At 48.0% G+C, this 26993-nt stretch carries 43 protein-coding genes; all 43 read right to left on the reverse strand.

The features are described from left to right. Positions 1 to 383: 383 nt before the first annotated feature. Positions 384 to 1004: a KinB-signaling pathway activation protein gene (locus tag KNP71_RS13915; protein ID WP_251132822.1), complete on the reverse strand. Its 621-nt coding sequence runs from the start codon at positions 1002 to 1004 to the stop codon at positions 384 to 386. Positions 1005 to 1038: 34 nt separating this feature from the next. After that, the gene (locus KNP71_RS13920) at positions 1039 to 2070 is read right to left on the reverse strand and encodes an Mrp/NBP35 family ATP-binding protein (RefSeq protein WP_021066632.1); all 1032 of its coding nucleotides are present in this window, start codon (positions 2068 to 2070) and stop codon (positions 1039 to 1041) included. A 142-nt stretch (positions 2071 to 2212) separates the two neighbouring features. Continuing rightward, on the reverse strand, positions 2213 to 2605 hold the full coding sequence (gene rpsI / locus KNP71_RS13925) for a 30S ribosomal protein S9 (protein WP_021066631.1): 393 nt from the start codon (positions 2603 to 2605) through the stop codon (positions 2213 to 2215). A 25-nt stretch (positions 2606 to 2630) separates the two neighbouring features. After that, positions 2631 to 3068 (reverse strand): 50S ribosomal protein L13, encoded by a 438-nt coding sequence (rplM, locus tag KNP71_RS13930; protein ID WP_021066630.1) that lies wholly within the window; start codon positions 3066 to 3068, stop codon positions 2631 to 2633. Between the two features lie 154 nt (positions 3069 to 3222). Further along, positions 3223 to 3963: a tRNA pseudouridine(38-40) synthase TruA gene (truA, locus tag KNP71_RS13935; protein WP_021066629.1), complete on the reverse strand. Its 741-nt coding sequence runs from the start codon at positions 3961 to 3963 to the stop codon at positions 3223 to 3225. Then, positions 3960 to 4751 (reverse strand): energy-coupling factor transporter transmembrane component T family protein, encoded by a 792-nt coding sequence (locus KNP71_RS13940; RefSeq protein WP_021066628.1) that lies wholly within the window; start codon positions 4749 to 4751, stop codon positions 3960 to 3962. Before KNP71_RS13940 ends, truA begins: the two co-directional genes overlap by 4 nt. Then, on the reverse strand, positions 4748 to 5626 hold the full coding sequence (locus KNP71_RS13945) for an energy-coupling factor transporter ATPase (protein WP_214830927.1): 879 nt from the start codon (positions 5624 to 5626) through the stop codon (positions 4748 to 4750). Before KNP71_RS13945 ends, KNP71_RS13940 begins: the two co-directional genes overlap by 4 nt. Beyond that, positions 5602 to 6438: an energy-coupling factor transporter ATPase gene (locus tag KNP71_RS13950; protein ID WP_029594432.1), complete on the reverse strand. Its 837-nt coding sequence runs from the start codon at positions 6436 to 6438 to the stop codon at positions 5602 to 5604. Before KNP71_RS13950 ends, KNP71_RS13945 begins: the two co-directional genes overlap by 25 nt. A gap of 69 nt (positions 6439 to 6507) precedes the next feature. Further along, entirely contained in the window at positions 6508 to 6861 is a 354-nt protein-coding gene (gene rplQ / locus KNP71_RS13955; RefSeq protein WP_012727650.1) for a 50S ribosomal protein L17, read from the reverse strand. Between the two features lie 24 nt (positions 6862 to 6885). Continuing rightward, positions 6886 to 7830, reverse strand: a complete 945-nt coding sequence (locus tag KNP71_RS13960; RefSeq protein WP_021066625.1) for a DNA-directed RNA polymerase subunit alpha — start codon at positions 7828 to 7830, stop codon at positions 6886 to 6888. A 92-nt stretch (positions 7831 to 7922) separates the two neighbouring features. Then, positions 7923 to 8318 carry a 30S ribosomal protein S11 gene (gene rpsK / locus KNP71_RS13965; protein WP_021066624.1) on the reverse strand — a complete coding sequence of 132 codons (396 nt, stop codon included), beginning with the start codon at positions 8316 to 8318 and terminating at the stop codon, positions 7923 to 7925. A gap of 16 nt (positions 8319 to 8334) precedes the next feature. Continuing rightward, entirely contained in the window at positions 8335 to 8700 is a 366-nt protein-coding gene (rpsM, locus tag KNP71_RS13970; RefSeq protein WP_021066623.1) for a 30S ribosomal protein S13, read from the reverse strand. Between the two features lie 19 nt (positions 8701 to 8719). Next, positions 8720 to 8833, reverse strand: coding sequence for a 50S ribosomal protein L36 (gene rpmJ, locus KNP71_RS13975; RefSeq protein ID WP_003156543.1), 114 nt, complete (start codon positions 8831 to 8833; stop codon positions 8720 to 8722). Between the two features lie 30 nt (positions 8834 to 8863). Next, positions 8864 to 9082, reverse strand: a complete 219-nt coding sequence (gene infA, locus KNP71_RS13980; protein ID WP_021066622.1) for a translation initiation factor IF-1 — start codon at positions 9080 to 9082, stop codon at positions 8864 to 8866. A 105-nt stretch (positions 9083 to 9187) separates the two neighbouring features. Beyond that, the gene (gene map / locus KNP71_RS13985) at positions 9188 to 9946 is read right to left on the reverse strand and encodes a type I methionyl aminopeptidase (protein WP_021066621.1); all 759 of its coding nucleotides are present in this window, start codon (positions 9944 to 9946) and stop codon (positions 9188 to 9190) included. Then, a complete protein-coding gene (locus KNP71_RS13990) occupies positions 9943 to 10593 on the reverse strand; it encodes an adenylate kinase (RefSeq protein WP_029594431.1) in 651 nt (216 codons plus the stop codon). The genes map and KNP71_RS13990 overlap by 4 nt, the downstream gene beginning before the upstream one ends. A 78-nt stretch (positions 10594 to 10671) precedes the next feature. Next, positions 10672 to 11961 (reverse strand): preprotein translocase subunit SecY, encoded by a 1290-nt coding sequence (gene secY, locus KNP71_RS13995; protein ID WP_021066619.1) that lies wholly within the window; start codon positions 11959 to 11961, stop codon positions 10672 to 10674. After that, positions 11961 to 12401: a 50S ribosomal protein L15 gene (gene rplO / locus KNP71_RS14000; protein ID WP_021066618.1), complete on the reverse strand. Its 441-nt coding sequence runs from the start codon at positions 12399 to 12401 to the stop codon at positions 11961 to 11963. The genes secY and rplO overlap by 1 nt, the downstream gene beginning before the upstream one ends. Positions 12402 to 12432: 31 nt before the next feature. Then, positions 12433 to 12618 (reverse strand): 50S ribosomal protein L30, encoded by a 186-nt coding sequence (rpmD, locus tag KNP71_RS14005; protein WP_021066617.1) that lies wholly within the window; start codon positions 12616 to 12618, stop codon positions 12433 to 12435. 15 nt (positions 12619 to 12633) lie between these two features. Beyond that, the gene (gene rpsE / locus KNP71_RS14010) at positions 12634 to 13134 is read right to left on the reverse strand and encodes a 30S ribosomal protein S5 (protein WP_021066616.1); all 501 of its coding nucleotides are present in this window, start codon (positions 13132 to 13134) and stop codon (positions 12634 to 12636) included. Positions 13135 to 13154: 20 nt separating this feature from the next. Then, positions 13155 to 13517, reverse strand: a complete 363-nt coding sequence (gene rplR, locus KNP71_RS14015; protein WP_012727661.1) for a 50S ribosomal protein L18 — start codon at positions 13515 to 13517, stop codon at positions 13155 to 13157. 34 nt (positions 13518 to 13551) lie between these two features. Continuing rightward, positions 13552 to 14091 carry a 50S ribosomal protein L6 gene (rplF, locus tag KNP71_RS14020; protein ID WP_021066615.1) on the reverse strand — a complete coding sequence of 180 codons (540 nt, stop codon included), beginning with the start codon at positions 14089 to 14091 and terminating at the stop codon, positions 13552 to 13554. A gap of 33 nt (positions 14092 to 14124) precedes the next feature. Then, a complete protein-coding gene (gene rpsH / locus KNP71_RS14025; protein WP_021066614.1) occupies positions 14125 to 14523 on the reverse strand; it encodes a 30S ribosomal protein S8 in 399 nt (132 codons plus the stop codon). Between the two features lie 31 nt (positions 14524 to 14554). Then, a complete protein-coding gene (gene rpsN, locus KNP71_RS14030) occupies positions 14555 to 14824 on the reverse strand; it encodes a 30S ribosomal protein S14 (RefSeq protein ID WP_021066613.1) in 270 nt (89 codons plus the stop codon). Between the two features lie 20 nt (positions 14825 to 14844). Beyond that, positions 14845 to 15384 carry a 50S ribosomal protein L5 gene (gene rplE / locus KNP71_RS14035; protein ID WP_016508927.1) on the reverse strand — a complete coding sequence of 180 codons (540 nt, stop codon included), beginning with the start codon at positions 15382 to 15384 and terminating at the stop codon, positions 14845 to 14847. A 32-nt stretch (positions 15385 to 15416) separates the two neighbouring features. After that, positions 15417 to 15725, reverse strand: coding sequence for a 50S ribosomal protein L24 (rplX, locus tag KNP71_RS14040; RefSeq protein ID WP_021066612.1), 309 nt, complete (start codon positions 15723 to 15725; stop codon positions 15417 to 15419). A 37-nt stretch (positions 15726 to 15762) separates the two neighbouring features. After that, positions 15763 to 16131, reverse strand: a complete 369-nt coding sequence (rplN, locus tag KNP71_RS14045) for a 50S ribosomal protein L14 (protein ID WP_012727667.1) — start codon at positions 16129 to 16131, stop codon at positions 15763 to 15765. Positions 16132 to 16174: 43 nt separating this feature from the next. Next, complete coding sequence (gene rpsQ / locus KNP71_RS14050) at positions 16175 to 16435, reverse strand: 30S ribosomal protein S17 (protein WP_021066611.1); 261 nt, start codon at positions 16433 to 16435, stop codon at positions 16175 to 16177. Positions 16436 to 16468: 33 nt separating this feature from the next. Further along, positions 16469 to 16672 (reverse strand): 50S ribosomal protein L29, encoded by a 204-nt coding sequence (rpmC, locus tag KNP71_RS14055; protein ID WP_012727669.1) that lies wholly within the window; start codon positions 16670 to 16672, stop codon positions 16469 to 16471. Then, entirely contained in the window at positions 16659 to 17096 is a 438-nt protein-coding gene (gene rplP, locus KNP71_RS14060) for a 50S ribosomal protein L16 (protein WP_016508922.1), read from the reverse strand. Before rplP ends, rpmC begins: the two co-directional genes overlap by 14 nt. Before the next feature lie 32 nt (positions 17097 to 17128). Continuing rightward, on the reverse strand, positions 17129 to 17788 hold the full coding sequence (gene rpsC / locus KNP71_RS14065) for a 30S ribosomal protein S3 (RefSeq protein ID WP_021066610.1): 660 nt from the start codon (positions 17786 to 17788) through the stop codon (positions 17129 to 17131). A 13-nt stretch (positions 17789 to 17801) separates the two neighbouring features. After that, positions 17802 to 18134 (reverse strand): 50S ribosomal protein L22, encoded by a 333-nt coding sequence (gene rplV / locus KNP71_RS14070; protein ID WP_021066609.1) that lies wholly within the window; start codon positions 18132 to 18134, stop codon positions 17802 to 17804. Positions 18135 to 18154: 20 nt separating this feature from the next. Further along, complete coding sequence (rpsS, locus tag KNP71_RS14075; RefSeq protein ID WP_012727673.1) at positions 18155 to 18430, reverse strand: 30S ribosomal protein S19; 276 nt, start codon at positions 18428 to 18430, stop codon at positions 18155 to 18157. A 66-nt stretch (positions 18431 to 18496) separates the two neighbouring features. Next, a complete protein-coding gene (gene rplB / locus KNP71_RS14080) occupies positions 18497 to 19327 on the reverse strand; it encodes a 50S ribosomal protein L2 (RefSeq protein WP_021066608.1) in 831 nt (276 codons plus the stop codon). A 34-nt stretch (positions 19328 to 19361) separates the two neighbouring features. Beyond that, positions 19362 to 19643 (reverse strand): 50S ribosomal protein L23, encoded by a 282-nt coding sequence (rplW, locus tag KNP71_RS14085; protein WP_021066607.1) that lies wholly within the window; start codon positions 19641 to 19643, stop codon positions 19362 to 19364. Beyond that, positions 19643 to 20266: a 50S ribosomal protein L4 gene (rplD, locus tag KNP71_RS14090; RefSeq protein WP_021066606.1), complete on the reverse strand. Its 624-nt coding sequence runs from the start codon at positions 20264 to 20266 to the stop codon at positions 19643 to 19645. The genes rplW and rplD overlap by 1 nt, the downstream gene beginning before the upstream one ends. A gap of 28 nt (positions 20267 to 20294) precedes the next feature. Continuing rightward, positions 20295 to 20921: a 50S ribosomal protein L3 gene (gene rplC / locus KNP71_RS14095; RefSeq protein ID WP_021066605.1), complete on the reverse strand. Its 627-nt coding sequence runs from the start codon at positions 20919 to 20921 to the stop codon at positions 20295 to 20297. A gap of 61 nt (positions 20922 to 20982) precedes the next feature. Further along, on the reverse strand, positions 20983 to 21291 hold the full coding sequence (gene rpsJ, locus KNP71_RS14100; protein WP_021066604.1) for a 30S ribosomal protein S10: 309 nt from the start codon (positions 21289 to 21291) through the stop codon (positions 20983 to 20985). A gap of 378 nt (positions 21292 to 21669) precedes the next feature. Then, positions 21670 to 22179 carry a hypothetical protein gene (locus KNP71_RS14105; protein ID WP_029594430.1) on the reverse strand — a complete coding sequence of 170 codons (510 nt, stop codon included), beginning with the start codon at positions 22177 to 22179 and terminating at the stop codon, positions 21670 to 21672. Positions 22180 to 22288: 109 nt separating this feature from the next. Then, positions 22289 to 23476 (reverse strand): elongation factor Tu, encoded by a 1188-nt coding sequence (tuf, locus tag KNP71_RS14110; protein ID WP_021066602.1) that lies wholly within the window; start codon positions 23474 to 23476, stop codon positions 22289 to 22291. A gap of 115 nt (positions 23477 to 23591) precedes the next feature. Next, positions 23592 to 25670, reverse strand: a complete 2079-nt coding sequence (fusA, locus tag KNP71_RS14115) for an elongation factor G (RefSeq protein ID WP_029594429.1) — start codon at positions 25668 to 25670, stop codon at positions 23592 to 23594. Between the two features lie 116 nt (positions 25671 to 25786). Then, a complete protein-coding gene (gene rpsG, locus KNP71_RS14120) occupies positions 25787 to 26254 on the reverse strand; it encodes a 30S ribosomal protein S7 (RefSeq protein WP_021066600.1) in 468 nt (155 codons plus the stop codon). A gap of 48 nt (positions 26255 to 26302) precedes the next feature. After that, positions 26303 to 26725 (reverse strand): 30S ribosomal protein S12, encoded by a 423-nt coding sequence (gene rpsL / locus KNP71_RS14125; RefSeq protein WP_012727683.1) that lies wholly within the window; start codon positions 26723 to 26725, stop codon positions 26303 to 26305. Between the last annotated feature and the right edge of the window lie 268 nt (positions 26726 to 26993).

The raw sequence follows: 26993 nt of genomic DNA on the forward strand, positions 1-26993 counted from the left end.
TTCGTCCTGAGCCAGGATCAAACTCTCCAAAGAATTTGATATAGCTCTTTAAAAATGACGAAGCTTGCGCTTCATTCAAAAATTGTAAATCATTTTTGCCTCATCGTTCAGTTTTCAAAGACCAAATGTTGTCGTGTTAGCGACTTTTTAATAATAGCGATTTGACCTTTTAAAGTCAACCGTTTTTTATTATTTTTTTTAATTCGCATTCTGTTGTTCGTGTGTGAACAGCAGCGACGTTTATTAATATATCAGCGCCCCCTATTTTCGTCAACTGTTTTTCTAAAAAAACTTTATTTTTTGTTTTACGCTCTGTAACTGAACGAAAGAACGTTTCAAACAAACAAGCCCAGACGAATGTCTGAGCTTGTAATAGTACGCTGTCATGATGATTTAGATGACACACGTTTCTTCGTTTTGGCCTTTCCCGCTGTCGACGGTTTGACGCTCTCTGCCTGAGCAGGTGCTTGGAAGCGATGCAGCATCAAGACTTGATACGCATTGGCAAACACGAGCGTCGCTAACGCCGGCCACAAGAGGACGATTTCATCCGTCGCCTGTAGGGCTGGAATCCATTCGATTAACGTGATGACGATCATCAAGAAGAGCGTCGGGATGAACGCACTCGCGTTCGTCTGCTTCGCCTTACTCGTCGCGATAATCCAAGATACCATCACCAACACGACCATTTCACCGATATAGCGCCACATATGATCGTTGCCGAACGCGAGCATGCGAAGATATACCGCATCAAATAACGCAAAGGCGATCAATAGCACTTGCACGCGATTCCATAACCTTGGTCCTCGGAACAAGTCCAATCCAACCCGGTGGACAATCAAATAAGCAAAGAATCCCATCATGCTAATTCCCGTCCACGTGCTCGAGTAGCTAAGCGCCGTGACGATCGCTTCCCAAGATTGACTCACTAAATAACCTGGATTGGCCAGTAAGTTCATCACAAACCCAAATAACGTCCCGAAGACGAGCGTCGTCCAAAACAACCTTAAAAATCCTTGTACCTTCATTTGTGAACCATTACCCTTCTATCTGTTGAATGACCGCTTGTGCCAATCCATCGTATGTTTTCTCAAACGGATGCCCGTCCCGATAAACCGATGGGGCAAAGTCTTCTTCGTTTTCGTACGGCTGACCGAGCGGAATTTGAGCGAGCAACTTGCTCTTCAATGCCTCGGACAACTTTTCGCCTCCGCCGTAACCGAAGACATACTCTTTCTCTCCAGTCACTTTGCTTTCGAAGTACGCCATGTTCTCGATGATGCCAAGCACTTTGTGGTTCGTCTTAATCGCCATCGCCCCAGCCCGTGCAGCGACGAACGCAGCCGTCGCATGCGGTGTCGTGACAATCAACTCTTGGCATGCCGGGAGCATCGAATGAATATCGAGCGCGACATCACCCGTCCCTGGCGGTAAATCGAGGAGCAAGTAATCTAGGTCGCCCCATTCGACGTCGTTAAAGAAATTATTGAGCATCTTCCCGAGCATCGGTCCACGCCAGATGACCGGCGCGTTATCTTCGACAAAGAAGCCCATTGAAATGACTTTCACACCGAACCGCTCGACCGGGATGATTTTTTCTCCACGCACGACTGGTCGTTCTTCGATTCCGAGCATATCCGGCACACTAAAGCCATAAATGTCCGCATCAATCAATCCGACTTTTTTCCCGGCCCGCGCGAGCGCGACGGCTAAGTTGACGGAGACCGTCGATTTCCCGACGCCGCCTTTCCCTGATGCGATTGCGATGAACGTCGTACCGGCGTTCTCACGAAGAATCGCCGGCTTTGTCGCTTCTTTCAAGCTCTCGTCATTGAGCGCCTCGAAGCGGAGGCCGACCGTCTTGAAACCTTTTCCTTTGAGCAACGTGACAATCTCTTGTTGAAGTTGAAGCTGTTCCCCGCTCCCGGTTTGACCGAGCGCGACTTTAACACTGACATAATCTTCTTTAATGCGAATATCCTTCACGCCAGCTGTATCTCCAAGCGTACGGTTGATTGTTGGATCGATCAACCCCGCCAATTCTTCACGAACTTGTTCTACTGTAAGCATGTGGTTTCCCCCTAATTTCTGTCTCGCTAACAGTATATCAAAAAAAGCGTTTTCTTGAGGGAACGGAATGCAACAATTTCATGAGCAACAAAAAAACTCTCCGCCCCAATGGACAGAGAGTTTGAACCAAATTGTTCGAAGATTAACGCTTCGAGAATTGTGGTGCGCGACGTGCAGCTTTAAGACCGTATTTTTTACGTTCTTTCATGCGAGCGTCACGAGTCAAGAAGCCTTTTTCTTTGAGGCTTGGACGGAATTCTGGGTCCGCTTGAAGAAGCGCACGTGATACGCCGTGGCGAATCGCTCCAGCTTGTCCTGTGAATCCACCACCGTTAACGTTAACGATTACATCGTATTTACCTTCTGTTTCAGTCAATACGAGTGGTGATTTTGCCATCATGATCAAAGTCTCATGACCGAAGTATTCTGAAATATCACGGCCATTTACAACAACTTTGCCGTCACCTGCAACGAGGTGAACGCGAGCCACCGAGTGTTTGCGGCGGCCTGTTCCGTAGTAACGTACATCTGCCATCGTTTAGTTCCTCCCTGTGTCCCGATTAACCGCGAAGTTCGTAAACTTCTGGTTTTTGTGCTGCGTGGTTGTGCTCAGCTCCAGCGTAAACGTGGAGTTTGTTGAATGATTGACGTCCAAGTGATCCTTTTGGAAGCATCCCTTTGATTGCGAGTTCAAGCATACGCTCTGGACGTTTTGCGAGAAGCTCTTTTGCAGTTTGTGATTTCAAACCGCCTGGATGACCTGAATGACGGTAGTAAATCTTGTCGTTCAATTTGTTACCAGTCAAGTGGATTTTCTCAGCGTTGATGATGATGACGTGGTCTCCGCAATCAACGTGTGGTGTGAAAGTCGGCTTGTGCTTACCGCGAAGAAGTGATGCTACTTCACTAGTCAAACGACCAAGTGTTTTGCCTTCTGCGTCGATAAGGAGCCATTTGCGTTCTACTTCAGATGCTTTTGCCATGAATGTCGTGCGCATGTGGAATACCTCCTAAAATGTCTGTTTACTTAATTTTTTTAGTGCTTGTTTGATGCTTTATCATAATCCTAGTTTACGGGGCTAAGATTGTGGTTCATCTCTCAATGTGAAAATGAAATGCCAATGAATATAATACGATTTTATAGGGGGAATGTCAATCTACTTTTTCATAATTCACATTCCACAAATATAGACCGTGCGGTGGGGCTGTAATCCCAGCGCTACGCCGGTCTTTAGAAGCGAGCATTCGACTCACATCTGCCGGTTCATATTTCCCTCGCCCGACCTCAAGCAACGTACCAACCATAATCCGAACTTGGTTATAGAGAAAGCCCGAGCCGACGAATCGGAAGTACATCTCATCGCCTGCTTCAACGAGCTCCGCTTCATAAATTGTTCTGACGCGGTCCTCCACTTCCGCCTTCGTCACCGAGAAGGACGTGAAGTCGTGGGTCCCGACTAATAGACGAAGCGCCTGGCGCATCCGCTCATGATCGAGCGTATACGTGACCGTCACGGCATGGTGGCGTCGGAACGGATCGGCGTCGCCTCGGAAGAAATAGCGATACTCTTTCCGTTTCGCCCCGTACCGTGCGTGAAACGAAGCATCGACTTCTTCAGCCGCTTGGACGAGGATATCATCCGGTAACATCGCATTCAACGCTTTGACGAACCGGTCGACCGGCATCGAGAGGTGCGTATCAAAGTGCAAGATTTGCCCTCTCGCGTGGACCCGAGCATCCGTACGGCCCGAGGCCACGACTTTCACGGCTCGGCTATGCATCCGCGCCAAGACGGCCTCCACTTCGGCTTGAATCGTGTTTCCGTTCGGTTGTACCTGATAGCCTGCATAGTGCGTCCCGTCATACGCTACCGTCAGTTTGATTCGTTTCATCCAATCCCTCGCAATCCGATTAGAATGAGTGTCACGATGACAAAGATGAGGAGTAACGCCGTATCACGACGATGCCACGTCATCTCACGCAACCGCGTCCGCCCTTCACCCCCACGGTACCCTCGAGCTTCCATCGCCGTAGCGAGGTCCTCAGCACGTTTAAACGCAGATACGAATAAAGGGATCATGAGCGGGACGACCGCCTTGAGGCGATCCATGATTGGACCGCTCTTCAAATCGACCCCTCGCGCCTGTTGGGCCTTCATGATCCGATCCGTCTCGTCGGCCAACGTCGGCAAGAACCGGAGCGAGATGGACAACATGAGGGCGATCTCATGGGCTGGTACCCGGAACCGCTCTAACGGACGGAGCCCGGCCTCAATCGAGTCGGTCAGTTCCATCGGCGTCGTCGTCAGCGTCACGAGCGTCGTCAACATGACGAGATAGAAGAAACGGAGCGAGACGATTAAGCCCATGCGGACACCTTCCGAATAAATTGCGAACGGTCCGAATGAAATCAACTCGGTTCCCTCGCGATTAAAGAACAACTGCAACAACAGCGTAAATAGGATCAGGAATAGAATCATCTTCAGTCCGTTCCATAAATACCGCCACGACAGTTGAGACAATCGCACGGCGAACAACGTGAAGGCCAGCAAGAATACGTTCGTCCACAAGTTATCCGCCAAAAAGACGATGGGAATGAAGGCGAGGATAAACAACGTCTTGGCTCGCGCGTCGAGTGTGTGGAGCCACGAGTGTCCGGGAATGTACTGTCCGATAATCAAGTCGCTCCCCCCCTTCCTAGCTCGAGCGCAATCCAGTCCGCCAATTCAGTCTCTGTTCGGAGAGACGGTGTGGCGACCCCAAACACAGGGGCGAGTTCATTAGCGAAACGGAGCACGTGTGGAATCTCGAGCTGGAGCGCCTCGACGAGCGCCTCGTCTTTGAATAAATTGAATGGATCTCCGTCAAAGGCGACCTGTCCGCGTTCCATGACGACGACACGTTCCGCATAAGCCAACACGTCATCCATATCGTGCGAGACGAGGATGAGTGTCAAATCGAGTTCTTGTTTTAATCGTTTGAATAACGCCAGCATCTCGCGACGGCCGAGCGGGTCGAGCCCTGCCGTCGGTTCATCCACAACGAGAACGTCCGGACGGCTCGCGAGTACTCCGGCGATAGCGACACGGCGCATCTGTCCGCCCGAGAGATCGAACGGTGAACGGCTCCAAAGAGCTTCATCGAGACCCACAAGGCGTAAGGCGAAATGAGCCCGTTCTTTCGCTTCGTCTTCAGACGCCCCGAAGTTACGTGGACCGAACATGACGTCGCGTTCGACCGTCTCTTCAAATAATTGATGTTCCGGATATTGAAAGACGAGCCCAACGCGGCGCCGAAGCGGGAGTAAGCTTTGCTTTTTATCGCGACGCTTCGTGATCGCACGGACTTCGATATCATCGACGACGACACGACCTTTTGTCGGCCGCAACAGGCCATTCATATGTTGAACGAGCGTTGATTTTCCAGAGCCGGTGTGGCCAAGAAACGCAACAAGCGCCCCCGACGGAATCATCACATTCACATCGCGCAGCGCGGTTCGTTCAAACGGAGTATTCAATTGATATTGGTAAGTCACTTCTTCAATGCTAATCGGCATAGATGGTTCACCAACTCCGAATGTTGTAGCATCAGACGATCGAGTGGTATGCCCCGTTCCTTCAGTTCGAGTTGCATCCGGACAATAAACGGTACGTCGAGCTGAATGGCTCGTAACGCCTCCGGATTTTGAAACACGTCTTCGGGTGTGCCGGTCATCGCAATCTTGCCTTTCGACAACGCAATGATACGGTCGGCAAACAACACTTCGTCGAGCTCGTGGGTAATGGCGACAACGGTCATCCCTTCTGAGACGAGCTGTTGCACCGTTTCAATCACCTCTTTGCGCCCAATCGGGTCGAGCATCGAGGTAGCTTCATCGAGCACGAGGACATGCGGGCGCATTGCGAGAGCCGAAGCAATCGCAACACGCTGCTTTTGTCCACCGGATAACTGATGCGGTTCACGGTCCGCTAGTTCCGATAATCCAACGCGCGCTAGACTGTCATCAATTCGACGAACCATTTCTTGACGTGGAAGTCCCATGTTTTCGAGAGAGAATGCCACATCATCGCGCACGGTCGCCCCGACAAACTGGTTGTCGGGATTTTGGAAGACGACACCGATCCTTTTCCGAACGTCCCACACGTCTGTGGCGTCCGTTGGATCGAGTGCCTCAACCCGGACTTCTCCTTCTTGAGGAAGCAAAAGCCCATTCCACAACTTCGTCAAAGTCGACTTACCAGAACCGTTATGGCCAACGATCGCGAGCCATTCCCCTTTGTATACGTCGAGTGACAACCCATTGAGGGCTGGCTCGGTCTGTCCCGGGTAACGAAACACGATATCGCGTACCATAATTTGAGATTCCATCTGCCGACTCCTTTCCGATGTGGAAACAGGGCAATACGTCACCGCATGCCCTGTTGACTGCCTAATGAATTAGACGAGTTCGATGATTACGACTTCCGCACCGTCACCGCGGCGTGGGCCGACTTTCATGATGCGTGTGTATCCACCTTGACGTTCAGCGTAGCGTGGTGCCACGTCTTCGAACAATTTTTGGATTGCGTCTTTTTCTCCAGCGTTCTCTTTGCGAACGAATGAAGCTACTTGACGACGGGCATGAAGATCGCCACGTTTCCCAAGAGTGATCAATTTTTCAACGACTGGGCGAAGTTCTTTCGCTTTTTGTTCAGTTGTTTGAATGCGCTCGTTGATAATAAGGTCAGTTGCAAGATCACGTAAAAGTGCCTTACGTTGCGAGCTTGTACGGCCGAGTTTCGAATAAGCCATTACATTTCCCTCCTTCGTTTGAACTTAGTCTTCTTTACGCAAGCCCAAACCGAGTTCGTCCAACTTGAGTTGAACTTCTTCGAGTGATTTACGTCCGAGGTTACGAACTTTCATCATCTCTTCCTCTGATTTGTTTGCGAGTTCTTGAACCGTGTTGATGCCAGCGCGCTTCAAGCAGTTGTACGAACGAACTGAGAGATCGAGTTCTTCAATCGTCATTTCGAGTACTTTTTCTTTTTGGTCTTCTTCTTTCTCGACCATAATTTCTGCATTGAGAGCTTCGTCAGTCAAGCCAACAAAGATGTTCAAGTGTTCTGTCAAAATTTTCGCCCCGAGCGATACCGCTTCTTCCGGACGGATTGAACCATCTGTCCACACGTCTAATAGAAGCTTATCGAAGCTAGCATCTTGACCGACACGTGTTTTATCTACTTCGTAGTTCACGCGTTGAATCGGTGTGTAGATCGAATCGATTGGAATTACGCCAATCGGCATATCATCACGTTTGTTATCTTCTGCCTGGACGTAACCACGACCACGGCGAGCAGTCAAACGCATGCGAAGCGTCGCGTTGTCAGCGAGAGTCGCGATGTGGAGCTCAGGATTCAAGATTTCAACGTCGCTATCATGGGTAATGTCTGCCGCAGTGACAGCACCGGCACTTGAAACGTTAATCTCAAGCGTTTTCTCTTCGTCCGAGTACACTTTGAGTGCTAACTTCTTGAGGTTAAGTACGATTTGCGTGACGTCTTCGACGACTCCGTCAATCGTAGAGAACTCATGAAGTACGCCATCGATTTGAACCGCTGTTACCGCTGCACCAGGGAGCGATGACAAAAGAATTCGACGTAGTGAGTTGCCGAGAGTAGTGCCATATCCACGTTCAAGCGGTTCCACCACGAATTTACCAAACGTAGCATCCTCGCTGATTTCGACCGTTTCGATCTTTGGTTTTTCAATCTCGATCATCTGAACCCCTCCTTGAGTGTATCCTGCCATGCAGCGCGAGCTGCATTGTATATGCTGTTTGTGCTAGGTAAGCCCTTCACACGCACAAGCGATTATACGCGGCGACGTTTTGGAGGGCGGCAACCGTTGTGCGGAACTGGTGTTACGTCACGGATTGCAGTTACTTCAAGACCAGTAGCTTGGAGGGCACGGATAGCCGCTTCACGTCCAGCACCAGGACCTTTAACGTTAACTTCTACTGTACGCATACCGTTGTCCATTGCAACTTTCGCTGCAGTTTCAGCAGCCAATTGTGCTGCGAACGGAGTCGATTTACGTGATCCTTTAAATCCAAGGTTACCAGAAGTAGCCCATGAGATCGCGTTACCTTGCGTGTCAGTGATTGTAATGATTGTGTTGTTGAAAGTAGAACGGATGTGTACCACACCGACTTCAACATGTTTTTTGACTTTACGTTTTGAACGTACATTTTGCTTACGTTTCGCCATTGTTCAATTCCCTCCTTTACTTCTTCTTGTTCGCTACTGTACGGCGTGGGCCTTTACGAGTACGCGAGTTGTTCTTCGTGTTTTGTCCGCGAACAGGGAGACTACGACGGTGACGAACACCGCGATAAGCGCCGATCTCGATCAAACGTTTAATGTTGAGTGAAACTTCACGACGAAGGTCACCTTCAACTTTGATTCCGTCAATTGCTTCACGGATACGGTTGATTTCGTCTTCTGTCAAATCACGTGTGCGTGAATCTTCAGATACGTTTGCAGTCTTCAAAATTTCTTGTGCTCTTGTTTTACCAATACCAAAGATGTATGTGAGCGAAATAACGATACGTTTTTCGCGTGGAATATCTACACCAGCAATACGTGCCATGTGTGCACCTCCTCTTAGATTAACCTTGTTTTTGTTTGTGTTTCGGGTTTTCGCAAATTACCATTACTTTACCCTTACGACGAATAACTTTACATTTTTCGCAGATCGGTTTTACCGACGGTCTTACTTTCATGATTATACCCTCCTCCTGGAAAAATCGGAGTTACTTGTAACGGTACGTAATCCGCCCGCGAGTCAAGTCGTACGGAGACAACTCGACAGTTACGCGGTCACCTGGAAGGATTCGAATATAGTGCATCCGAATTTTCCCTGAGACGTGCGCGAGCACCGTGTGGCCGTTTTCTAACTCCACTTTAAACATTGCGTTTGGAAGTGGTTCGACAACAGTGCCTTCCACTTCAATGACATCTTGTTTCGCCATCATTTATTCCCCTTTCTATATGAAGATATTTAGGAGCACAGACGATCTATCGCATTGTACTGTGAGAGAAGGATCCGTTACGGATCAGCACGAAGCAATAGAGCCTCATTCACCGGAATCGAGTTTCGTTAAAATCTCGTATCCATCGTCTGTGATGGCGATGGTGTGCTCAAAGTGGGCGCACATGCTACCGTCCACTGTCACAACTGTCCAGTTGTCAGCCAGTGTTCGAACATAGCGTTGACCAGCATTGACCATTGGTTCAATGGCTAACGTCATTCCAGTCTTCAGGCGCGGCCCTTTCCCCGGTGGACCATAGTGCGGAATTTGCGGTTCTTCATGCAAATTTTGTCCGACACCATGACCGACGTATTCGCGGACGACAGAGAAATCATGAGATTCCACATACGCTTGAATCGCATGCGAAATGTCTGTCAGACGCTGCCCAGCCTTAGCGTGCTCCAATCCTTTATACAGACTTTCTTCAGTTACGTCAAGTAACTGCTGCGTCTCTGCTGAGATTGTTCCCACTGGATACGTCCAAGCGGAATCTCCATGGTATCCGTTATAGTAGGCACCGATGTCGATTGAGATGATATCTCCATCGTTCAATACCCGCTTTCCGGGAATCCCATGAACAAGCTCTTCGTTCACTGAAGCACAAACGCTACCGGTAAACCCGTTGTAGCCTTTGAACGACGGTGTCGCACCTTGGCTGCGAATGTATTCTTCCGCGATCCGGTCGAGCTCAAGCGTCGTAATACCTGGTTTGATGTGCTCTTTGAGCACCTGGTGTGTTCGAGCAACAATTTGCCCAGCCTCACGCATAATCGCTATTTCACGAGGCGTCTTCGTGATGATCATTCAGTACCACCGAGTAACGCTTTGACATCGGCGTATACGACATCGATTGGACGATCTCCATCCAATGTACGAAGATACCCTTTTTCAGCGTAAAAGTCAATGAGTGGTTTCGATTGCTCGATGTTGACGTCAAGGCGACGGCGGACCGTTTCCTCTTTATCGTCTTCACGTTGCATGAGAGCCGACCCATCCACATCACAGATGCCTTCCACTTTAGGTGGGTTGAAGATCACATGATATGTCGCACCGCACGTTGGGCAGATCCAACGACCTGTCAAACGCGGGACGAGAATTTCCGCATCCACATCGATATTCACGACATGGTCAATCTGTTTTCCCAAATCTTTAAGCAAACTTTCGAGTGCCTCTGCTTGAGCAACAGTACGCGGGAATCCATCGAGTAGGAAGCCGTTTTTCGTATCATCTTGACTCAAACGCTCACGTACGATTCCGATTGTTACCTCATCCGGTACGAGTTCGCCTTTATCCATGAACGATTTTGCTTCTTTGCCGAGTGGCGTTCCGCCTTTGATTGCCGCACGAAACATGTCGCCTGTCGAAATGTGTGGGATTTGGTACTCTTCGACGATTTTAGCCGCTTGAGTCCCTTTCCCTGCACCCGGTAAGCCCATGAGTACTAGATTCATCTCAGTTAGCCTCCAGTTTTGATTTTCACAACACGTCGTAAACACGACAGGAAGGAAGGGTGTACCCTTCCTTCCGCTTTAACGGATAAAGCCTTTGTAGTGTCGTTTTACAAGTTGACTTTCGATTTGTTTCATCGTTTCGAGGGCTACCCCGATCACGATCAACAAGCTCGTTCCTCCGATTTGCACCGAAGTTGGGAGACCGGCAAGCTTAATGAAGATTGTCGGCATGATCGCAACGAGCGATAGGAAAATCGCTCCGAAGAATGTCAAACGATAGAGCAACTTCGTGATGTACTGTTCTGTTTGCGCCCCAGGACGAATCCCAGGAATATAGCCACCTTGCTTCTGCAGGTTTTCTGCCATCTGTTCAGGATTGACCTGAATGAATGTATAGAAGTAAGCGAATGCGATGATGAGCGCTACGTAGATTGACATTCCGATTGGAGCTGTCGTATCGAAGTAGGTCTGCAACTTCTGCGTCGTTTCCGGAGAAGCAATGAAGCTTGCAACAGTTGGTGGTGTCACCATGAAGGAAATCGCGAAGATAACCGGGATGACACCGGCAGCGTTTAGTTTGATTGGCAAGTGCGTCGACTGTCCGCCCACAGGGGTACGGTTCGCCGTGCGTTTTGCGTATTGAATCGGAATTTTGCGAGCGGCCTGTTGAACATAAATGATCCCCATGGTCACCGCAAGGATAACGAGCAATAGTACAACCAAGTAAACGATGTTAATGAATAACGCATCTCCAGCATTTTGGAGCTTCGTCTCATAAATCTGCGTGAAGATTCTTGGGAACCCAGCGACGATACCGGCGAAGATAATGATGGAAATACCATTCCCAACACCTTTCTCCGTCGTCATCTCACCAAGGAACATCAAGAACGCCGTACCGGCAGTCAGTACGATCGCGATCACGAAATAGGTTGCCGTGCCCCACGTCTCATTGACGAGACCTGGATAGAGGCGGTTAAATCCAAACGACAATGAAGTCGCTTGAATAAACCCTAAGATGATCGTCCCATAGCGCGTGACCGTCGCTAGCTTTTTACGTCCAGACTCGCCCTGTTTTGCCCATTCGGCAAACTTCGGAACGACGTCCATTTGTAAGAGCTGCACAACGATCGATGCCGTAATATACGGCATGATCCCCATTGCGAACAGGGAGAAGTTCTGTAAAGCATTTCCTCCAAACAAGTTCAAGAAGTCGAGTAGACCTCCTGAGTCAAAACGCAACACATCCGTATTCACCATCGGCACCGGGATATGGGCCCCGATGCGGAAAATGATGATGATTGCGAGTGTGAAGAGAATACGCTGTCGAATATCTTTCACGCGCCACATATTGGAGATCGTCTGAAACATCAGATCACCTCAACTGAACCGCCAGCTGCTTCGATCGCTTCTTTCGCTGCACCCGAGAATTTGTTGGCTTTTACAGTCAATTTTGTTTCAAGCTTGCCGTTAGCAAGTACTTTGATTCCGTCTTTAGCAGAGCTGACAACACCAGTCTCGATTAAGAGTTCTGGAGTAACTTCAGTACCTGCTTCGAAACGGTTAAGCGTGTCTAGGGAAACAACTGCATACTCTTTACGAGTAGGGTTGTTGAAACCGCGTTTTGGAAGACGACGGTAAAGTGGGTTTTGCCCACCTTCAAATCCTGGACGAACGCCACCGCCCGAACGAGCTTTTTGACCTTTATGTCCACGGCCAGAAGTTTTACCGTTACCAGTCGCCATACCGCGACCGACACGGTTGCGTTCGTGACGCGAACCTGGAGTTGGCTTCAATTCATGGAGTTTCATAGTGGCACCTCCTTATTTAGTAAGATCTTTATTATTCGTTGATTTCGTTTACAGTCACAAGGTGCGACACCTTTTTGATCATACCACGCATCGCCACGTTGTCAGGGACAACGACAGTCTGATGCATTTTACGAAGACCGAGTGTACGTACTGTTACACGCTGATCCTCAGGACGACCAATAGTGCTGCGTGTGAGGGTGATTGCGAGTTTCGCCATGTCTAATTCCCTCCCTTATTTAAGAAGTTCTTCTACGCTTTTACCGCGTAGTTTAGCAACTTCCTCTGCTTTTTTAAGCTCTGTCAAGCCTTTAACCGTCGCACGGACGATGTTGATTGGTGTGTTAGATCCAAGCGATTTCGAAAGGATGTCACCTACACCTGCAAGTTCGAGCACTGCACGAACCGGTCCACCTGCGATAACCCCAGTACCTTCAGAAGCTGGTTTCATGAATACACGACCTGCTCCGAATACTCCTGTGATTTCGTGTGGAATTGTTGTACCAACCATCGGTACTTGAACCATGTTTTTCTTAGCGGCTTCAATAGCCTTGCGGATCGCTTCTGGCACCTCTTGTGCCTTACCTGTACCGAAACCGACGTGACCATTCTTGTCACCTACGACGACGAGAGCGGCGAAACGGAAGCGACGGCCACCTTTCACGACTTTCGCGACGCGGTTTACGGTAACAACGCGTTCTTCAAGTTGTTCCATGTTAACGTCTAACTGGCGCATCGAGTGTCCCCTCCTTTTTGTTAGAATTTAAGACCTGCTTCACGAGCTGCTTCAGCAACAGCTTTGACGCGGCCATGATAGAGGTATCCACCACGGTCGAACACAACAGTGTCGATACCTTTCTCGAGTGCACGTTCAGCTGCAAGTTTACCAACAGCTTTCGCTGCTTCAACGTTGCCGCCGTTTGTAAGATCGAGAGCTTTATCTTTCGAAGATGCTGACACAAGCGTTGTTTGTGCTGCATCATCGATGAGTTGAACGTAGATGTGCTTGCTCGAGCGGAATACGTTCAAACGTGGACGAGCTGCTGTCCCCGTGATCGTACGACGTACACGAGCATGACGTTTCTTACGAACTGCATTTTTGTCTGCTTTTGTGATCATTTATGCCACTCCTTTCCGTTCATTTCGTGACGAATTACTTACCAGTCTTACCTTCTTTACGGCGAATACGTTCATCAGAGTAACGAACACCTTTACCTTTGTAAGGTTCTGGAGCACGGTACGAGCGGATTTGAGCTGCAACGTGACCGACGCGCTCTTTGTTAATCCCTTTAACGATGATTTGCGTGTTTGAAGGAACTTCAATCTCGATACCTTCTTCAGCAACGTACTCGATTGGGTGCGAGTAACCGAGGCTGAGGACGAGTTTGTTACCTTGCTTAGCTGCACGGTAACCAACCCCTGAGATCTCAAGTGTTTTCTGGAATCCGTTAGACACACCTTCCACCATGTTGGCGATAAGGGCACGTGTCGTACCGTGGATCGTACGGTTCTCTTTCGAGTCATCCGGACGAACAACAGTCAATTCGTTTTCTTCAACTTTGATTTCCAAGGCTGGGTTAGCTGAAAGCGAAAGTTCACCTTTAGCACCTTTTACTGTGACCGTGTTGTCTTCTGCAACCGATACAGTAACGCCAGCTGGAATCGTAACTGGTTTTTTACCAATACGTGACATTGATTACACCTCCGTTCTTGTTAGAAAAGTGACTTACCAGATGTAGGCGAGCACTTCGCCGCCGACTTGTTGTTGGCGAGCTTCTTTATCAGTCATAAGACCTTTTGATGTCGAAAGAACTGCGATACCGAGTCCTCCGAGTACTTTTGGTACTTCATCTGCTTTTGCGTATACACGAAGACCTGGTTTCGAAATGCGTTTGAGACCAGTGATAACACGTTCGTTGCTTGCTCCGTACTTAAGGAACAAACGAAGTGTACCTTGCTTAGCGTCCTCGATATATTCAACATCGCGAATGAAACCTTCACGCTTGAGGATCTCTGCAACCTCACGTTTGATATTAGAAGCTGGAAGCTCTAATTTTTCATGGCGAACCATGTTAGCGTTACGGATACGTGTAAGCATATCTGCAATTGGGTCTGTCATTACCATGCGATGTACCTCCTTTCACACTGTTAGTGGATTACCAACTTGCTTTTTTAACACCAGGGATTTGACCTTTGTATGCAAGATCACGGAACTTGATACGGCTGATCCCGAATTTACCCATGTAACCATGTGGACGACCTGTGATGCGGCAACGGTTATGAAGACGCACAGGTGAAGAGTTACGTGGCAATTTGCTGAGTCCGATGTAGTCGCCTTCAGCTTTCAATTGTGCACGTTTCTCAGCGTACTGGGCAACGAGTTTCTCGCGTTTTTGTTCGCGATTCACCATTGACTTTTTAGCCATGTTGTCGACCTCCCTTTAGATTATTTTTGGAATGGCATTCCGAGAAGTGTGAGCAATTCACGAGCTTCTTCGTCTGTGTTCGCTGTTGTAACAACAACGATATCCATACCGCGTACTTTTGTTACTTTATCGTAATCGATCTCAGGGAAAATAAGTTGCTCTTTCACACCAAGCGTGTAGTTACCGCGTCCGTCGAATGCTTTCTTCGATACACCGCGGAAGTCGCGTACACGTGGAAGTGAAACAGTTACCAATTTGTCGAGGAAATCGTACATACGCTCGCCACGAAGAGTAACCTTCGCACCGATTGGCATGCCTTCACGAAGTTTGAAACCAGCGATTGATTTCTTAGCCTTCGTTACGAGTGGTTTTTGACCAGAAAGAATTGATAATTCTTCCACTGCCATGTCAAGAGCCTTCGAGTTCGAAACAGCGTCACCTACACCCATGTTGATGACGATCTTGTCGACCTGTGGGACTTGCATAACTGAGTCATAGTTGAATTTATCCATCATCGCTTTCACGATGTCGCTTTTATACTTCTCTTGCAAACGGTTCATAGTCGAATGGACCTCCTTTCGTCACGTTCTTCTTATTTATCGAGTACTTCGCCCGATTTCGCGACACGAACTTTTTTACCATCGACTACTTTGAAACCAACGCGAGTTGGTTTGCCCGTTTTAGGGTCGAGTGGCATGACGTTCGAGACGTGAATTGGTGCTTCGATTTCAAGGATACCGCCTTGTGGATTCGCTTGTGATGGTTTCGAGTGTTTTTTAATCACGTTGATACCTTCTACGACTACGCGGTTCTTGCTTGGCATAGCTTTGAGGATAACCCCTTGCTTGCCTTTATCTTTACCAGACATTACCTGGACTGTATCGCCTTTTTTAACATGCATCGTTTTGCGCACCTCCTTATAGGATTGAAATTGGAAATTAAAGTACTTCCGGTGCCAACGAAACGATCTTCATGAATTCTTTTTCACGAAGTTCACGTGCAACTGGCCCGAAGATCCGAGTGCCGCGTGGGCTCTTGTCATCTTTGATGATGACTGCTGCGTTCTCATCGAAACGGATGTACGAACCATCTTTACGACGAGCGCCGCGTTTTGTACGAACGACAACTGCTCTGACAACGTCACCTTTTTTAACAACGCCACCTGGTGTTGCTTGTTTTACCGTTGCGACGATAATGTCACCGATGTTGGCAGTCTTACGACCTGAACCACCGAGGACTTTAATTGTCAACAGTTCACGCGCGCCAGAGTTGTCTGCTACTTTCAAGCGAGATTCTTGTTGAATCATGCGAGTGTACCTCCCTCCGGATGTTTATAGATCCGAACTGTTATTAGATGATTACTGACTCTTCTACTACTGTTACGAGACGGAAACGTTTGTCTTTAGAAAGCGGACGTGTTTCCGCGATGCGTACCACATCGCCGATTTTAGCGACATTGTTCTCATCGTGTGCTTTAAATTTCTTCGTGTAGTTTACACGTTTGCCATAAAGCTTATGACGTACTTTTGTTTCAACTGCAACGACGATCGTTTTGTCCATTTTGTCAGACACGACGCGTCCAGTGAGTACTTTACGCTTATTGCGTTCCATGAGTGTTACCTCCTCTTAAAGAATCCGATTAGATTAGCCGTTGTTGATGCCGAGTTCGCGTTCACGAAGAATCGTTTTAGCACGCGCAATCGACTTGCGTACTTCACGGATACGAGCAGGATTCTCAAGCTGACCTGTAGCCAATTGGAAACGAAGGTTAAAGAGTTCTTCTTTCCACTCGCCTACTTTACCGTTGAGCTCTTCAGTTGTTGATTGACGGAGATCAGTTGCTTTCATTCGTATCACCACCATTTTCTTCACGTTTCACGAACTTACATTTAACTGGAAGTTTGTGTGCAGCAAGACGAAGCGCCTCACGTGCTACTTCCTCAGATACACCCGCGATTTCAAACATAACTTTGCCAGGCTTAACTACAGCTACCCAGCCTTCTGGAGCACCTTTACCCGAACCCATTCGGACTTCGAGAGGCTTTTTCGTGTATGGCTTGTGTGGGAAGATCTTGATCCACACTTTACCACCACGTTTCATATAACGTGTCATTGCGATACGTGCTGATTCGATTTGACGGTTTGTGATCCAGCTCGCTTCGAGCGATTGGAGACCGAATTCACCGAAATGAACTGTTGTGCCGCGTTTTGCATTTCCGCGCATTTTACCACGGTGTACACGACGATATTTCACGCGTTTAGGTAACAACATAGTGTGTTGCCTCCTTCCTGAAAGAGTGTTTATTATTCAGCGTTTTTAGCTGTGTTGTTTTTTGTTGGAAGAACTTCACCATGGTACAACCAGACTTTAATTCCGATTTTACCATAAGTTGTGTCAGCTTCAGCTGTTCCGTAGTCGATGTCGGCACGGAGCGTGTGAAGTGGAACTGTTCCTTCCGAGTACTTCTCTGAACGAGCGATATCAGCGCCACCAAGACGACCAGAAACTTCTGTTTTGATCCCTTTGATGCCAGTGCGCATCGAACGTTGGATTGATTGTTTCATTGCACGACGGAATGACACACGGCCTTCCAATTGACGAGCGATGTTTTCAGCAACAAGTTTAGCGACAGCGTCCGCGTTTTTCACTTCAACAACGTTGATGTGAACACGTTTGCCTTCAGCAAGCTTGATGATGTTTTTACGGAGTGATTCGATTTCCGAACCACCTTTACCGATAACCATACCTGGTTTCGCAGTGTGAAGTGAAATGTTTACGCGATTTGCAGCGCGTTCGATTTCTACTTTAGAAACACTAGCATCCTTCATTTTGTTTTCGATGTATTCACGAATAACGAAGTCTTCATGAAGGAGATCTGCGTAGTCTTTCTCAGCGTACCAACGCGAATCCCAGTCTTTGATAATACCAACGCGAAGACCGTGCGGATTTACCTTTTGACCCACTACATATCCCTCCTTATTTCTCAGTTACCACGATGTGGATGTGGCTTGTGCGTTTGTTAATGCGGCTTGCGCGACCCATCGCACGTGGGCGGAAGCGTTTGAGTGTTGGACCTTCGTTGACGAAGATTTCCGACACTACAAGGTTCTCAATATTCATATCGTAGTTGTGCTCTGCGTTTGCAATCGCTGACTTCAATACTTTTTCAACGATTGGCGACGCTGCCTTGTTCGTGTGAGCAAGGACAGAGAGCGCTTCGCCGACTTGTTTCCCGCGAATTAAGTCTACAACGAGACGTGCTTTGCGAGGAGCAAGACGGACCATATTAGCTGATGCTTTAGCTTGCATGGATTTGACCTCCCCTCAAATTACCGTTTCGTTTTCTTGTCTGATCCGTGACCTTTGTACGTACGTGTTGGAGCGAATTCACCAAGTTTGTGACCGACCATGTCTTCTGTCACGAATACTGGTACGTGTTTACGACCATCGTGTACACCGAACGTGTGACCCATGAATTCTGGGAAGATTGTCGAGCGACGTGACCAAGTTTTGATGACTTGCTTCTCACCAGATTCGTTAAGTTTGTCAACTTTAGCGAGCAAATGGTGATCTGCGAATGGACCTTTTTTCAAGCTGCGACCCATGATAGAACCTCCCTTTGGAATGATTCGGGAACGGCCCTTTCGAACCGCCCGAGAATCATGTAGTAATTATTTCTTACGGCGACGAAGGATGTACATGTCGCTCGATTTGTTTTTCTTACGTGTTTTAAGACCAAGAGCTGGTTTACCCCAAGGAGTAAGTGGGCCCGAACGACCGATTGGCGCACGACCTTCACCACCACCGTGTGGGTGATCAACCGGGTTCATTACAGAACCACGTACTGTTGGGCGTTTGCCTAACCAACGTGAACGTCCTGCTTTACCGATGTTTACGAGTTCGTGTTCTTCGTTACCAACTGAACCGACTGTCGCGCGGCAAGTGCCGAGGAACAAACGTGATTCACCTGATTGAAGACGAACGATAACGTACTTGCCGTCACGTCCTTGGATTTGTGCCGATGCACCAGCCGCACGAACAAGCTGACCGCCCTTACCAGGCTTAAGCTCGATGTTGTGGATAGTAGTACCGACAGGGATGTTCATAAGTGGAAGAGCGTTCCCCACTTTGATATCCGCTTCTGGGCCAGCCATGATTTCCATGCCTACTTTGATGCCCTTAGGAGCGAGGATGTAACGTTTCTCACCATCTGCATAGTTGATGAGGGCGATGTTTGCTGAACGGTTTGGATCGTATTCGATCGTAGCAACGCGTCCGACGATGCCATCTTTGTTACGTTTGAAATCGATGATACGGTATTTACGTTTGTGTCCGCCACCTTGGTGACGTACTGTCAAACGACCTTGGTTGTTACGACCGCCTTTTTTCGAAAGCTTTTCAGTTAACGATTTTTCAGGGCGATTCGTTGTGATCTCTGCAAAGTCGAGAGATGTCATGTTACGGCGACCGTTAGTGGTCGGCTTAAACTTTTTAATTGCCATCGAGGATTCCCTCCTTTTCTTCTAAGGTAGTAAATTAACCGAGGAAGTCGATTGTGTTGCCTTCAGCAAGAGTTACGATCGCTTTTTTACGACGCGATGTGTAACCAGAGTGACGACCGACACGTTTCGCTTTCGGTTTCATGTTCATTGTGTTTACCGAAGCAACTTTCACGTTGAAGATTGTTTCGATAGCGTGCTTCACTTGTGATTTAGTCGCTTTAACGTCGATCTCGAAAACGTATTTGTTAGCTTCCATGAGGCTAACAGAACGCTCAGTGATGATAGGACGTTTGATGATATCGTATGCTTGAGCCATTATGCAAGCACCTCCTCTACCTTCGCAACCGCATCTTTAGTGAAGATGACTTTGTCGTTAGCAACGAGGTCAAGAACGTTAACGCCGGCTGCTTCGATCACAGTCACTCCTGGGATGTTACGAGCTGCGAGAGCGATAGTCTCATTGTAGTCCGCTGTGACTACGAGAGCCTTACGTTCTACTGATAGGCCAAGAAGTACAGCGACCATATCTTTTGTTTTTGGTGCATCGAAAGCAAGGCCTTCGAGGACGATCATTTCGTTGTTTTTCACTTTTGACGACAAAGCCGAGAGAAGTGCAAGACGACGAACTTTTTTAGGAAGCTTGTAAGAGTATGAACGTGGTGTTGGACCGAAGACTGTACCACCACCAACCCATTGTGGTGAGCGGATAGAACCTTGGCGCGCACGACCAGTTCCCTTTTGTTTCCATGGTTTACGGCCGCCACCGCGTACTTCCGAGCGACCTTTCGTATCGTGAGTACCTTGACGGCGTGATGCTTGTTGCATAACGATCGCGTCATAAAGTACTGAGTCATTTGGCTCGATACCGAAGATGGCTTCTGCCAATTCGATTTCGCCAACTTGTGAACCTGTTTGGTTAAGCAAAGCTACTTTAGGCATTCGTAATTCCTCCTTTCCGTGCAGTTAATTAGTTACCCTTTACCGCTGTTTTGATGATGACGTTCGACTTGCGAGCGCCTGGGATTGCGCCTTTAACGAGTACAAGGCCGCGTTCCACGTCAACTTTGACAACTTCAAGGTTTTGAATCGTTTTACGCTCGCCACCCATTTGACCAGGAAGAAGCTTCCCTTTAAATACGCGGTTAGGAGCTACAGGACCCATCGAACCAGGACGACGGTGGTAGCGCGAACCGTGAGCCATTGGTCCACGTGATTGTCCGTGACGCTTGATCGCACCTTGGAATCCTTTACCTTTCGATGTACCTGTTACGTCTACTAATTCACCTGCAGCGAAAATGTCCGCCTTGATCTCTTGACCGATTTCGTATCCTTCTACTGAAGTACGAATCTCTTTGATGAAGCGCTTAGGTGTCGCACTTGCTTTCGCAGCGTGACCTTTTGCTGGTTTGTTTTGACGTGATTCTTTGATGTCTCCGAAACCGAGTTGAAGTGCCTCGTAACCGTCTGTTTCAACCGTTTTAAGTTGAAGAACGACGTTTCCTTCGACAGCAACTACTGTTACTGGTACGACTTCGCCTGCTTCGTTGAAGATTTGAGTCATACCGAGTTTTGTTCCTAAGATTCCTTTAGCCATGAGATACACCTCCTGTTTAATAATTATTGTCTCTTCTGGCTAGTATCTACTATATGAAGAATTAAAGTTTGATTTCGATGTCCACACCTGATGGTAATTCGAGACGCATAAGCGCATCAACCGTTTTTGGTGTTGGGTTAACGATGTCGATCAAGCGTTTGTGTGTACGCATTTCGAACTGTTCACGAGCATCTTTGTACTTGTGAACGGCACGAAGGATCGTGTAGATCGATTTGTCAGTCGGAAGCGGGATTGGTCCCGAAACCTTTGCACCTGAACGCTTCGCAGTATCAACGATTTTCTCAGCTGATTGATCGAGTACGCGATGGTCGTATGCTTTTAAACGAATACGGATTTTTTCATTTGCCATGTAAGTTTCCCTCCTTTGTCGCCTATTTTTAAAAATAGACAGTTCTCCGCGGAAATTTCCACACCGGCCATGGCAAAGCTGCCTGGCGTGTCATAACCTCCCGCTTCATCGCAGCGTGCTTGTGTCAGCAGAGGTATCCGATCATTGCAAATCAACGATTGGACCCGATTTCTGCTGTAAAGTCTCTCACCACTCGCACAAACACTTAATCATTATATCGAATCTACATATGAAATGCAAGATTTGATTTTTTAGTTGTGCCGGATGTCTGATGAGTTGTTCAACGTTCACTAATGTAACAAGATTCGAACCCATTTGCAAGCTATTTTCCTTCTTTTGTTGAACTATTTCTTTCGAGAACCGCCGTGCCAACTCGACCTAGCGTTTCATATAGGTTCCGAAGCGTTCGGTGACGGCTTCAATGACCGAGGCGGGGGCTCGTTTGAGACATGCTTGGACGATCCCTTCATTGAGCTCATGCGTCTCAAAATAATCCGCCAGTCGATTAAGCCGATCTTCCCGACCGATGACCGTATACAGCACGACCCACTCTTCGAGCCGCATCCAGCTGCCGACCGGTTCAATGTAAGGATGCGTATAAATCCCATCGGTACACTTCATCCGGAAACTGGCCATCACATCGATGTCGCCCCCTTCAAACACATATTCACTAAAGTATGTCGTCATGTAGTCGGCATGCGGTTTCGTTTCGACTTTCTCGCCGACTCGGCTCAACACTTGATCCAATCGTTCGAATTGATCCGGCTCCACGAATACATCCAAGTCATTCGTCGTTTCGATGAGTCCATGATGCTTCAATAACGTCGACCCACCGAACCGACACGCAATCCCATTTAAGCGGCATAACGTCTCGACTTGTTTTTCCATCCTCGTCACCCCTTCCTGCAACATATGTCCCATCTTACCACGTCTAGCCATAAAACAAAAAAGCAGCCCGCAAAATGCGGACTGCTTGAAAGGTCAGTGTATCAATCGATTACTCGATGATTTCAGTTACTGAACCAGCGCCTACTGTACGGCCACCCTCACGGATTGAGAAACGTGTTCCGTCTTCGATCGCGATTGTAGAAATCAATTCGATCGTCAACTCGATGTTGTCTCCTGGCATTACCATTTCAGTACCTTCTGGAAGGTGAACGATACCTGTTACGTCAGTTGTACGGAAGTAGAACTGCGGACGGTAGTTCGCGAAGAATGGCGTGTGACGGCCACCCTCTTCTTTAGAAAGAACGTAGATTGAAGCTTTGAACTTTGAGTGCGGCGTGATTGAACCTGGCTTAGCAAGTACTTGTCCACGCTCGATGTCTTCACGTGATACACCACGGAGAAGAGCACCGATGTTGTCGCCAGCTTCAGCGTAGTCGAGAAGCTTACGGAACATCTCTACACCAGTACATACAGTTTTCTTAGTTTCTTCTGTAAGACCAACGATTTCAACTTCGTCGTTGACGCGGAGAACACCACGCTCAACACGACCAGTCGCTACAGTACCGCGACCAGTGATTGAGAATACGTCCTCAACTGGCATCATGAATTCTTTGTCCGTGTCACGAACTGGCTCAGGGATGTACTCATCAACTGCGTTCATGAGTTCCATGATTTTTTCTTCCCACTGTGGTTCGCCGTTAAGCGCGCCAAGTGCAGAACCTTTGATTACAGGGAGGTCGTCGCCTGGGAAGTCGTACTCAGAAAGAAGTTCACGGATTTCCATTTCAACGAGCTCAAGGAGTTCTTCGTCGTCAACCATGTCAACTTTGTTCATGAATACGACGATGAAAGGAACACCTACTTGACGTGAAAGAAGGATGTGCTCACGTGTTTGTGGCATTGGGCCATCAGTTGCCGAAACAACGAGGATCGCGCCGTCCATTTGTGCAGCACCAGTGATCATGTTTTTAACATAGTCAGCGTGACCTGGGCAGTCAACGTGTGCATAGTGGCGTTTGTCAGTTTCGTACTCGATGTGAGCTGTTGCGATTGTGATACCGCGCTCACGCTCTTCAGGAGCACCATCGATTGCGTCAAACTTTGTAGCTGTTTTACCTTGTGCTTTTGAAAGTACAGCTGAGATCGCTGCAGTCAAAGTTGTTTTACCGTGGTCGACGTGGCCGATTGTACCAACGTTAACGTGCGGTTTAGAACGGTCGAATTTTTCTTTACCCATTCTAGATTCCTCCTCTATTAGACAATTAGTTTTTTATTTAACTAGGAAGACGTAGGCTACTTTTAACATACGTCCTCCTTAGCTTACAACAATCAATTAAGCGTTACAACCGTTATTAGCCGTTCGCTTTTTTGATGATTTCTTCTGCGATTGACTTCGGTACTTCTTCGTAGTGATCGAAGTGCATCGAGTACGTTCCGCGTCCTTGCGTACGTGAACGAAGCGATGTCGCATATCCAAACATTTCTGAAAGTGGAACCATTGCTTTAACGACTTGAGCGTTACCGCGTGCTTCCATACCTTCTACGCGTCCACGGCGTGACGTGACGTCACCCATGATGTCTCCCAAGTATTCTTCTGGGATAACAACTTCGACACGCATCATTGGCTCAAGGATTACAGCTTTCGCTTGTTCCTTAAGTTGTTTAACCGCCATCGAAGCAGCAACTTTAAACGCCATCTCGTTCGAGTCGACATCGTGGTACGATCCGAAGACGAGGGCAGCTTTAACGTCCACTACTGGGTAACCAGCGAGGATACCGTTTTCGAGAGCTTCTTCAATCCCGTTCTGAACAGCTGGGACGTATTCACGTGGTACAACACCACCGACGATCTTGTTCTCGAATGCGAATCCAGCGCCTTCTTCGTTCGGCTCGAATTCTACGACAACGTGACCGTACTGACCGCGTCCACCTGATTGACGTACGAATTTCGAATCGATCTTCGCAGCGCCACGGATTGTCTCACGGTAAGCAACTTGTGGTGCACCAACGTTAGCTTCTACTTTGAATTCGCGACGCATACGGTCAACGAGGATATCAAGGTGAAGCTCACCCATACCAGAGATGATTGTTTGACCAGTCTCTTGGTTTGTTTCAGTGCGGAAAGTTGGATCCTCTTCTGCGAGTTTCGCGAGGGCTTGACCCATCTTGTCTTGGTCAGCTTTCGATTTAGGCTCGATAGCGACCGAGATAACCGGTTCTGGGAATGTCATTGACTCGAGAACGACGTTGTCTTTCTCTGAGCAAAGCGTATCACCAGTCGTAGTATCTTTAAGACCAACGGCTGCGGCGATGTCACCAGCGAATACCATTGGGATTTCTTCACGGCTGTTCGCGTGCATTTGAAGGATACGACCGAGGCGCTCACGCTTACCTTTAGTCGAGTTCTTCACATACGAACCAGCTTGTGCTGTACCAGAGTACACGCGGAAGAACGTCAATTTACCGACGTAAGGATCCGTCATGACTTTGAACGCAAGTGCCGAGAACGGAGCTTCGTCAGAAGGCTCACGCGTGATTTCTTCTTCTGTGTCGAGGTTAACACCTTTGATTGACTCAACATCAACTGGTGATGGGAGGTAATCAACAACAGCGTCCAACATCAATTGAACACCTTTGTTTTTGAAGGCAGAACCAACGAGTACAGGGTAGAATTCTACGCTGAGTGTTGCTTGACGGATACCAGCTTTGAGTTCTTCGATTGAGATCTCTTCGCCTTCGAGGTATTTCATCATCAACTCTTCGTTGTAGTCAGCAACCGCTTCGATCAATTGACCGCGAAGTTCTTCAGCTTCGTCAGCCATGTCAGCTGGGTAGCCATCCGTTACTTCGATGTCAGTACCGAGGTCGTTCGTGTACATGTATGTCTTCTTCTCAACGAGGTCGATGATTCCTTTGAATTCATCTTCCGCACCGATTGGAAGTTGGATTGGATGTGCGTTTGCGTGTAAACGTTCGTGAAGTGTTTTCACCGAGTACAAGAAGTCCGCACCGATTTTATCCATCTTGTTGACGAATACGACACGTGGAACACCGTAAGTCGTCGCTTGACGCCATACAGTTTCTGTTTGTGGTTCAACACCTGACTGAGCGTCAAGTACCGCAACAGCGCCATCAAGTACACGGAGTGAACGTTCAACTTCAACTGTGAAGTCTACGTGTCCAGGTGTATCGATGATGTTTACACGGTGGCCATTCCACTGTGCAGTTGTCGCTGCAGAAGTGATCGTGATTCCACGCTCTTGCTCCTGCTCCATCCAGTCCATTTGTGAAGCTCCTTCATGAGTTTCACCAATCTTGTGGATACGACCTGTGTAATAAAGAATACGTTCAGTTGTTGTCGTCTTACCGGCATCGATGTGAGCCATGATCCCGATGTTACGAGTATTCTTTAGGGAGAATTCTCTTGCCATACTGGGTATTCTCCTTCCGCATGTGTTTTTCGTGTGCTGGCACACGATATGATTATACCCGAAAGCCACTCCATTAAGCCACCGCTTGGTGACGTGGAGTGGTCTTTACGTTTAACTTACCAACGATAGTGAGCAAACGCTTTGTTCGCTTCTGCCATCTTATGCATGTCTTCGCGTTTCTTAACAGACGCACCAGTGTTATTGGCTGCATCCATGATTTCATTCGCGATACGTTGCTCCATCGTTTTCTCGTTGCGGAGACGAGCGTAGTTCACGAGGTAACGAAGACCAAGTGTCGTACGGCGCTCTGGACGAACTTCAACAGGAACTTGGTAGTTTGCTCCACCAACACGGCGAGCTTTAACTTCAAGTACAGGCATGATGTTGTTCATTGCTTCTTCGAACACTTCCATAGGCTCTTTGCCTGAGCGTTCAGCGATGAGGCCAAATGCGTTGTAAATGATAGTTTGAGCTGTACCTTTTTTACCGTCTAACATGACACGGTTAATGAGGCGAGTTACCAATTTCGAGTTGTAGATCGGATCTGCGATAACGTCACGACGTTCTGCACGGTTTTTACGCATCCGAGTACCCTCCTTTCAAAATTTCAGTAGTTTTTAGTTTTGCGAGAATTACTTCTTCGCAGCTTTCGGACGTTTCGTACCGTATTTAGAACGGCCTTGCATACGTCCGTCAACACCTGCAGTGTCAAGCGCACCACGAACGATGTGGTAACGTACCCCTGGTAAGTCTTTTACACGTCCTCCACGGATAAGAACAACGCTGTGCTCTTGAAGGTTGTGGCCAATACCTGGAATGTACGCAGTCACTTCGATTTGGTTAGTCAAACGAACACGAGCATACTTACGTAATGCCGAGTTCGGTTTCTTCGGAGTCATTGTACCAACACGTGTACAAACACCACGTTTCTGTGGCGAGCTCACGTTAGTTTGTGACTTGATGAAACTGTTGTAACCTTTGTTAAGTGCTGGAGAGTCAGATTTAACGACTTTCGATTTACGTCCTTTACGGACTAACTGGTTGATAGTAGGCATCTTTGAAGATCCTCCCTTCCTGAATTATGCTATTTTCTAGACCCACCGACCCGGGTGGTTCATTTAAGGTCATAACGAAACGCTTTTACGAGGCGTAGGCATTCCATGACCTCGCAAAAACGTGAGTTATACCTTGAAAGTGGCAATAATAGCAGCCAAACCTTTCCGGAGAAAGATCGGGTGACGTCCAAGTAGCTTGCCGACTGCTGGACACCGTTGTCATCGACAACAACCGATTGGCGGCACTAAATCATAGTAGCACCGCCAA

This window comes from Exiguobacterium sp. s56 (assembly GCF_018618255.1).
Taxonomy (GTDB): Bacteria; Bacillota; Bacilli; order Exiguobacteriales; family Exiguobacteriaceae; genus Exiguobacterium; species Exiguobacterium chiriqhucha.